The sequence below is a fragment of the Corallococcus interemptor genome (genome assembly GCF_003668875.1).
GTDB lineage: Bacteria > Myxococcota > Myxococcia > Myxococcales > Myxococcaceae > Corallococcus > Corallococcus interemptor.
The window spans coordinates 24482-32021 of sequence record NZ_RAWM01000106.1; the positions used below are offsets into that span (position 1 = coordinate 24482).

Sequence of the window (7540 nt, forward strand, 5' to 3'; positions counted from 1 at the left end):
GGTGTGCTTTTTGCGCTGTGGACGTCCTTTCCCGGGTGGGAACAGGTGGTGCTGGATGGGCGGAAGTCGGCGGAAGCTCTCGGTGCCGACCCCGTGGTCCCGCCGTCCCGGGCGGGGTATGGGACCTCCCATCGATGAGGCCCCTCCCCGCCGCGCGGTGCCCACATGCATGACCTGAACGCGCTGGTCGGCACGCACGACCTGCTGTTCCTCACGCTGGACACGCTCCGCTACGACGTGGCGCGGGAGGAGCTGGAAGCAGGCCGCACCCCCACCCTGGCCGCGCTGCTGCCCGGCGGCCGGTGGGAGGAGCGCCACAGCCCCGCGAGCTTCACCTACGCCGCGCACCAGGCCTTCTTCGCGGGCTTCCTCCCCACCCCCGTCACCCCGGGCCGCCACCCGCGCCCCTTCGCCCTGCGCTTCGAGGGCAGCGAGACGACGGGCCCCGGCACCTGCGTGCTGGACGCGCCGGACCTCGTCACGGGCCTGACCGGGCGCGGCTATCACACGGTGTGTATTGGCGGGACGGGGTTCTTCAACCAGCGGAACCCCCTGGGCCGGGTCCTCCCGGGCCTCTTCTCCGAGTCGCACTGGGACCCCTCGCTGGGCGTCACCGACCCCCGATCCACGGAAAATCAGGCATCACTCGCGGTGAAAATCCTGGGGTCGCTGCCCCGGGAGCAGCGGGTGTTCCTGTTCATCAACGTCTCCGCGCTGCACCAGCCCAACCGGCACTACGTGCCCGGGGCGACGGAGGACTCCAAGGCGACGCACGCGGCGGCGCTGGCGTACGTGGACCGCCAGCTGCCGCCCCTGTTCCAGGCGCTGCGGCGGCGCGGCCCGGCGTTCTGCATCGTGTGCTCGGACCATGGGACGGCGTACGGCGAGGACGGCTACTCGGGGCACCGGCTGGGGCACCCGGTGGTGTGGACGGTGCCCTATGGCGAGTTCGTGCTGCCGGTAGACTCCGGGCCATGACGCGCCTGGAGTCCATGCTCGAAGGCACGCCGTACGTGGCGTACCTCTACGGCTACCCGCACAAGACGGCGTACCGCCCGCTGACGCCCGCGCTGCCGCTGGAGGACGTCTGGGCGAAGGAGCGGCGGGACGCGCTGTTCCTCTACCTGCACGTGCCCTTCTGCGAGATGCGCTGCGGGTTCTGCAACCTCTTCACCGCCGCGGGCCCCAAGGAGGACGTCGTTGACGCGTGGCTCGGCGCGCTGAAGCGCGAGGCCCGCCGGGTGAAGGACGCGCTGGGTCCGTCCACGTTCGCGCGCGCGGCCATCGGCGGTGGCACCCCCACCCTGCTGGACGTCGCGGGGCTGGAGACGGTGTTCGACCTGGCGGCGGAGCTGGGCGTGGATCCGCGCGACGTGCCCATGTCCGTGGAGGTGTCGCCGGAGACGGTGGACGCGGCCAAGGTCGCGGTGCTGAAGGCCCGGGGCGTGGACCGGGTGAGCATGGGCGTGCAGAGCTTCCTGGAGTCGGAGGTCGCCGCGGTGAAGCGGCCGCAGAAGACCGCGCAGGTGGAGGCCACGTTGGACCTCTTGCGGAGCGCGGGCTTCCCCACGCTCAACCTGGACCTCATCTACGGCATCGAGGGCCAGACGGTGGAGACGTTCCTCCACTCGCTGGAGGCGGCGCTGCGGTACGCGCCGGAGGAGCTGTACCTCTACCCGCTCTACGTGCGGCCCCTCACCTTCCTGGGCAAGAAGTCGCGCGCGTGGGACGACCTGCGGCTGTCGCTCTACCGGACCGGCCGGGACTTCCTCCTGTCGCGCGGCTACTCGCAGGTGTCCATGCGGATGTTCCGCGCGGCGCATGCGCCGGCTGCTCGCGGCGCGGTGTACCGCTGCCAGGAGGACGGCATGGTAGGCCTGGGCGTGGGCGCGCGTTCGTACACGGGCTCGGTGCACTACTCGTCCGAGTACGCCGTGGCCTCGCGCGAGGTGCGCGGCATCATCCAGGCGTACATCGAACGGGACACGGCGTCCTTCGGTGAGGTGCGCTACGGCTTCGTGCTGGACGCGGCCGAGCAGCGCCACCGGCACCTGGTGCTGTCGCTGCTGGCCGAGGGCGTGGACCCCACCGTGTACCGCCAGCGCTTCGGCACGGAGGCGAAGGCGGACTTCCCGATGCTCGCGGAGCTGGAGGCGCACGGGCTGGCGCGGGACGTGGACGGCGTGTTCCAGCTCACGGCCGCGGGCGTGGAGCGCTCCGACCTGATTGGCCCGTGGCTGGACTCCGAGGCCGTGCGCGCGCGGATGCAGGAGTACGCCTGGCGATGAAGCTCACCGTGCTCTACCGGGGCCCGCTGTCCGGATGTAACTACGGCTGCGAGTACTGCCCCTTCGGCAAGTGGAAGCAGAGTGAAGAGGAGCTGACGAAGGACCGCGCGGATCTGGAGCGGTTCCTCCAGTGGGTGGAGTCGCGCACGCAGGACACCGTGTCCGTGTTCTTCACCCCGTGGGGCGAAGCGCTCATCTGGCCCTGGTATCAGCAGGCCCTGGCGCGCCTCACGCACCTGCCCCACGTGGAGCGCGCGGCGGTGCAGACGAACCTCTCCTGCCGGCTGGACTGGCTCACCGACTGCCGCACGGAGAAGCTGGGCATCTGGGCCACGTACCATCCGGAGTGGATGAAGCGTTCGCGCTTCCTCGCGCAGTGCCAGCGGCTGTCCGAGCACGGCGTGCGGCACAGCGCGGGCATGGTGGGCTTCCGGCGCTTCGCGGACGAGGCGGAGGCCCTGCGCCGCGAGCTGCCCGGCGACACGTACCTGTGGATCAACGCGGTGAAGGACGGCCTGGACGCGTACACGCCCGAGGACGTGGAGCGCTTCACGCGCATCGACCCGCTCTTCCCGGTGAACAACACGCGCCACCCCAGCCGGGGCCGGGCCTGCCGCGGCGGCGAGTCCGTGCTGTCCGTGGACGGTGACGGCACCGCGTACCGGTGCCACTTCATCAAGGAACCGCTGGGCAACCTGTACGCACCGGACTTCGACGCGGCGCTGAAGCCGCGCCCGTGCTCGAAGGACACGTGCGGGTGTCACATCGGCTACGTGCACCTGGAGTACCTGGAGCTGGACCGCGTGTTCGGCTCCGGGCTGCTGGAGCGCGTGCCGGCGACGCGGCTGTGGACGGTCGGGCTTCAGCGCAGCGCTTCGCGGATCTCCCAGTCGTAGACGGACAGGCCGTCGCGCGTGAGGCCGGGGAGCAGGTCCCCGAAGGCGTTCGCCTCCAGCACGCGGTGGCCGTGGAAGAAGTCCTCGAACATCAGGTCGATGCCCACGTGGAGGCAGTCGTGCGCGCGGGCCACGGCGCGGCAGCTCTCCATCGCGGCCTCCAGTTCCTGGGGAGGCACCGCCGCGTGGAAGGCGTCCAGGTCTCCCCGGTAGCCGCCCAGGTGCAGGTTGGTGATGGGCAGGCGGCTCTGGCGCACGACGGTGAAGGCGGGCTCGCCGCTGATGGTGACGACGCGGCAGTCGAACAGGTCCCCGCCCAGCCGGGCCTTGGGCCGGGACTCCTCCACCTGCGAGCCTTCGCGCAGCAGGAAGGCCAGCACCGCGTCCACCTCCCCCGCGTCCGTCACGCGCCGCACCTTGAGGGAGTTGAACCAGCCGGTGGCGCCCCGGTGCAGGCTGGTGAGCAGCGAGCCTCCCGAGCCCTCCGCCCTGCCCGGCCGGTACACGGCGAGGCAGGACGCGGACGAACCGCAGGACAGCTTCACGAACGCTTCACGCCAGCCCGCTTCGCGCATCCCTGTTCGCAGGGCCTCCGGGGTGGTGATGTCATCGAGGTACGGCGGCACGGGGATGCCCAGGCCCGCGTACCGGCGCGACGTGATCCGCTTGTCGAACAGGTCCGCGATGGCGCCCGGAGAGGACAGCACGCGCCAGCGGGGGCGCTGGGCGAAGCGGGCGGACAGGTCCTCCAGCACGCGCAGGAAGCCCAGGTGGTGCTGCCGGGGGCACAGCACGCGGCCGTGCTCATCCGGCAGGGCTTCCAGCTGTCCGGGCGTCACGGTGTCGCAGCCCGTACCGGTCGCATCCGCATGGCCCCGCTGGAGGAAGGCGCGCTCCACGGCCGGGTCCTCCCCTGCCGCGTCGATGCGGACGATGCGCTCCGTGCCGGGCAGGTCCAGGAGGACGTCGGGTTCGCGGGCCACTGTCTCCCACGCGACGACGTGCGCGGGAGGAAGGCCGGCGCGGACCAGCGCCTCCTGGAAGAGCGTGACGCGCCGGTTCCCGGGGTTGCCGATGATCAGGAACGGCGGCGGCATGCAGGCGGGCTACTCGCCCACGGCGGCGTAGCGCGACTCCTCGTCGTACGGCGTGCGCTGGTTGCCGCTCGCCACGGACTTCGCGACGGTGGCCACGGCCTTCTGCCCCGCCTTGGTGAGGAAGTTCTGGGTGACGTCGAGCGACTTGAGGTGCTGGAAGGCCTTGGCGTTCGCGGCCAGCGTCTGGGCGCCTGCGTCACTCATCGTGCCCATGGACAGATCCAGCGCTTCGATTTGAGCGAGGATCTTCGACCCGGGCAGCGCGGCGCACAGCGCGTCGGTGAACTCGGCGTTGCGCAGCCCCAGCTTGCGCAGGGCCGGCACGCCCTCCGCGTCGAGCAGTGGCTTGAGCTCCTTCACCCCGCCGCCCGCGCCGTAGTTCTCCTGGCCGAACCAGACCTCCAGCGACTCCAGCTTCGGCCACTTCGCCTTGGCGATCTCCTTCACCGCGCCCTCATGGAGACCGCCGGTCTCCACCGTGAAGGACCGCAGCTCCGGCAGGTCGATCTTCCCGAACCCGATCTCACCGCCGCGCACGCGCAGCTCCTGGAGCTGGGGGTAGACCTTGTAGAGCGGCTTGAGGTCGCCCACCTGGGTCCAGGAGATCTCCGTCTCGTCGGGGAACTCGAAGTCGCCAATGAACAGCGAGCGCAGCGGCGGCGCGGGCTTCGCCTTCGCGAGCACCGCCAGCGTGTCGTCGTAGTCGTTCTCGCCGTCGAAGTTGGCCATGCCAATCGTCAGCCGGCTCAGGAAGCGCGCGGACGGATGGGCCAGCAGCTCGCCCAGCAGCTCCGGGATGTCCGCCGTGGAGTCGTAGTCCACCTGGCCCAGGCGGGCCTCGCGGATGAATCCCAGGTGCCACTCCAGCTTGAGGGTCTCGTCGGAGACGGCCTCCATCAACGACTCGCCCAGCAGCTCGTTGGCGTGTGCCTCGATGAGCGTCGCCACCTTCTTGCGAGTGGCCGCGGGTGCATCCAGCGAGGCGTGCTGCAGGAGGATCAGCTCGGCGCGCGGGTCTCCCTCACCCTTGAGCCACTCGGCGTACGCGAGGTAGCCCTTCACGTCGTCGGGCCTGGCGAGGATGGCGGCCTCCAGGTCCGGGTTGACGGCGGACTCGGCGCTGGCCCCGTCGCCGTCTCCGCCTTCGGCGAGCGTGTAGCCCTTGCCTTCCTTCTCGCGGATCTGCGCGTCGTAGGCCTTCTTCGCCTCGGCCTTGGAGTCGAACTCCTCGACCTTCTCCTGGCCGTCGGTGCCGATGCGGCCCCAGCGCTTGGTGACTGTGGAGCCCTTGAGGGTGATCTCCCAGAACTTGCTGGAGCTGCCTTCGGTGAACTCGTAACGGGGCATCGCGGCGTCCCTTCGGCGAAGAACGCACGCGACGCTAGAGGAGCCCTCCGGCAACCTCAAGGCTCAGGGGCGCAGCAGCACCAGCTCCACGCGGCGGTTGAGCTCGCGGCCGCGGGGGATGAGGTTGGGGGCCTTGGGGCTGCGGTCGGCCAGGCCCACGGCCTCCACTCGGGACGGGGCCACGCCGGCGCGGATCAGCATGTCCGCCACGGCGCGGGCGCGCGCGTCGGAGAGGCTCTGGCGCGCGGGCTCGGGGACCTCGCGCGCGTCGGTGTGGCCTTCGACGCGCAGGCGGGCCTTCGGGTCGCGCACGAGCAGATCCACGGCCAGGTCCAGCCCGGACAGCTTGGTGGGCACGGGCTTCTTCTCGTCGAAGCTCAGGGGCTCGGGCAGCTCGATGCGGCCCTCCTGCACCTTGGCGGCCTTGGCGGCCTTGGGCGCGGGCACCAGCGCGAAGGCCAGCGACGCGTCCGAGCCGGCGGTCAGCTCCACCTGGCGCGTCTGCGCGAGGAAGCCCTCGGCGATGAGGTCCACCGTGTACGCGCCCGCGGACAGGGGCACGTCCTGCGGCTTCTTGCCGGGCACGGTGAGCTTCAGGGGCTCGCCCGTGCCGCGCACGAAGGCGGTGGCGTTGATGGGCTTCTTCGACGTCACCTGGAGGCGCAGGCGGCTGGGCGCCACGGGCGTGCGCTCCACCGGCGGCGTCACGGAGACGACGGCGGCACCGGGCTTCACGCCCGCGTCCACGGGCGGCGCCTGGGTGACCTTCACCGGAGCGCCCGCGTCCACGGGGGGCGGCTTCACGGGCGGCGGCGCGGTGGCGACGGCGGGCTCGTCCTTCAGCGGCTGGATCATCTCCGCGGTGACGGCGTGGGTGAGCTTGAGCTTGAGGCGCGGATCCGGCGCGTTGGGCACGACGCTGGGGGACGCCTTCACCACGACGCGCAGGCCGCGCTGGGTCTGGAAGCCGACGGAGGCGGTGATCTTCCAGAGGAAGCCGTTGGTCTCGCTGAACAGGCTCCAGGAGCCGTTGGTGTACGTGACGCGCGAGACGAGGGTGTGCTCGCCGGGTTCGACCTTCAGGTTCGCGAGCCGGTGCACGCCGGGCGCGTTGAGCTCGTCCAGCGACGGCACGGCGAGCGGTTCACCGTCGAGGAGGAAGTCGGTCTCCACCAGGCGGTAGCCGTCCTCGGGCTTGAAGCCCGCGAAGAGCACCTGCACCTCGGAGGGAGACTCCGGGACCATGTCGCGCAGCTGGCGCTCCAGCTCCGCGCGCACCCGTTCCTCGCGCGTCGGTTCGGCGGCGAACGCGCCCGGCGCGAGGAGTCCGGCGAGGATCAGGGACCCGAATCTGAGGAAGGAGGAATCCACGAGGCGCACGCAGCATGGCACAAGGCGCCCCGGGACGATGCAGGGATACATCCCTGTAGGGCGAGCAGGCGGGCAAGAGCGGTCTGGTTTTGGGAGGTGCTTGGCGGCTTCGCGGTGAATCCCACGTTCCAACCAGTCCTGGCATGGGGAGGCGGGGATGGATCATCCTGTCGCGAGCATGGATCCGCGGCCCGAATCCCCTCCGACGCCTGTCCCCTCCTCGCCCAAGGTGGCGCCCCGCTTTTCACGGCGGGCGTGGGCCTGGAGCGCGGTGGGGGCGGTCGTGACGCTGGGGGTGTTCGCGGGGACGGTGAGGGTGGACCGTTCCGTGCGAGGCCCGGTGGTGCTCCATTGGGGCGAGTGGGTGGACGTCCCGGCCCCCGTCGCGGGCCAGGTGATGTCGGTGGACGTGGGGCTCACGGAGCCGGTCCAGGCCGGGCAGGTGTTGGCGAAGCTGGAGACGGAGGCCGGGCCCGCGCAGGTGGTGGCGCCCCTGGCGGCGACGGTGGGCCGGGTGGTGGTGACGCAGGGGGGGCGGGTG

Annotated in this window: 7 protein-coding genes; 4 read left to right on the forward strand and 3 right to left on the reverse strand. The window is 71.2% G+C overall.

All coding sequences use genetic code 11. The annotated features are described in order from the left end of the window. Positions 1–165: 165 nt before the first annotated feature. Genes D7X96_RS29070 through D7X96_RS29080 form a run of 3 tightly spaced genes read left to right on the forward strand, consistent with a single transcriptional unit; the run spans position 166 to position 3184 of the window. On the forward strand, positions 166–978 hold the full coding sequence (locus tag D7X96_RS29070; RefSeq protein ID WP_121771241.1) for an STM4013/SEN3800 family hydrolase: 813 nt from the start codon (positions 166–168) through the stop codon (positions 976–978). Further along, positions 975–2288: an STM4012 family radical SAM protein gene (locus D7X96_RS29075; protein WP_121771242.1), complete on the forward strand. Its 1314-nt coding sequence runs from the start codon at positions 975–977 to the stop codon at positions 2286–2288. Before D7X96_RS29070 ends, D7X96_RS29075 begins: the two co-directional genes overlap by 4 nt. Further along, positions 2285–3184 carry an STM4011 family radical SAM protein gene (locus tag D7X96_RS29080; RefSeq protein ID WP_121771243.1) on the forward strand — a complete coding sequence of 300 codons (900 nt, stop codon included), beginning with the start codon at positions 2285–2287 and terminating at the stop codon, positions 3182–3184. The genes D7X96_RS29075 and D7X96_RS29080 overlap by 4 nt, the downstream gene beginning before the upstream one ends. Here the strand turns inward: D7X96_RS29080 and D7X96_RS29085 are convergent. The 3 genes from D7X96_RS29085 to D7X96_RS29095 all read right to left on the reverse strand — a co-directional run bounded on the left by D7X96_RS29085 (position 3151) and on the right by D7X96_RS29095 (position 6999). Further along, positions 3151–4281: an STM4014 family protein gene (locus D7X96_RS29085; RefSeq protein ID WP_120552973.1), complete on the reverse strand. Its 1131-nt coding sequence runs from the start codon at positions 4279–4281 to the stop codon at positions 3151–3153. The two genes, D7X96_RS29080 and D7X96_RS29085, sit on opposite strands and share 34 nt — an antisense overlap. Positions 4282–4290: 9 nt before the next feature. Then, the gene (locus tag D7X96_RS29090; RefSeq protein WP_121771244.1) at positions 4291–5628 is read right to left on the reverse strand and encodes a WGR domain-containing protein; all 1338 of its coding nucleotides are present in this window, start codon (positions 5626–5628) and stop codon (positions 4291–4293) included. 63 nt (positions 5629–5691) lie between these two features. Then, positions 5692–6999 carry an OmpA family protein gene (locus D7X96_RS29095; protein WP_244219767.1) on the reverse strand — a complete coding sequence of 436 codons (1308 nt, stop codon included), beginning with the start codon at positions 6997–6999 and terminating at the stop codon, positions 5692–5694. Between the two features lie 157 nt (positions 7000–7156). Here D7X96_RS29095 and D7X96_RS29100 point away from each other — a divergent pair. Beyond that, a partial coding sequence (locus D7X96_RS29100) for a hypothetical protein (protein ID WP_147468422.1) occupies positions 7157–7540 on the forward strand: 384 nt, incomplete at its 3' end.

Bases quoted from the DNA above. Each gene is read 5' to 3' on its own strand.
- D7X96_RS29070 (WP_121771241.1), top strand. From the start codon at position 166: ATGCATGACCTGAACGCGCTGGTCGGCACGCACGACCTGCTGTTCCTC.
- D7X96_RS29080 (WP_121771243.1), top strand. From the start codon at position 2,285: ATGAAGCTCACCGTGCTCTACCGGGGCCCGCTGTCCGGATGTAACTAC.
- D7X96_RS29085 (WP_120552973.1), bottom strand. From the start codon at position 4,281: ATGCCGCCGCCGTTCCTGATCATCGGCAACCCCGGGAACCGGCGCGTC.
- D7X96_RS29090 (WP_121771244.1), bottom strand. From the start codon at position 5,628: ATGCCCCGTTACGAGTTCACCGAAGGCAGCTCCAGCAAGTTCTGGGAG.
- D7X96_RS29075 (WP_121771242.1), top strand. From the start codon at position 975: ATGACGCGCCTGGAGTCCATGCTCGAAGGCACGCCGTACGTGGCGTAC.